Source organism: Candidatus Clostridium helianthi, from assembly GCF_045310795.1.
In the GTDB taxonomy this organism is placed as follows: Bacteria; Bacillota; Clostridia; order Clostridiales; family Clostridiaceae; genus Clostridium; species Clostridium helianthi.
Window position 1 is genome coordinate 1 of record NZ_JBJIAB010000139.1, and the last position, 353, is coordinate 353.

General features: G+C 35.7%; 1 pseudogene. It reads right to left on the bottom strand.

Annotation, left to right across the window (positions count from 1 at the left end):
* Positions 1–353: pseudogene (locus ACJDTP_RS27535) on the bottom strand (transketolase); the annotation flags it as partial.

Sequence of the window (353 nt, forward strand, 5' to 3'; positions counted from 1 at the left end):
ATACCTTCCATAAGGCATCCGTCTCCAACTATAGCATATGTATAGTGATCAACTACGCTATAATCTGGTTTATTGAATTTTTCTGCAAGATGTGCTTCTGCTATAGCAAAACCTACTGCATTACAAATACCTTGTCCAAGTGGTCCTGTTGTTATTTCAACACCTTTTGTATGGCCATACTCTGGATGTCCTGGTGTTAAACTTCCGAATTGTCTAAAGTTTTTAATATCTTCAACTGTAAGTCCATATCCAAATAAATGTAGCAATGAATATTCAAGCATTGAACCATGTCCTGCTGATAATACAAATCTATCTCTGTTATCCCATTCAGGGTTCTTTCCATTATGATTCAT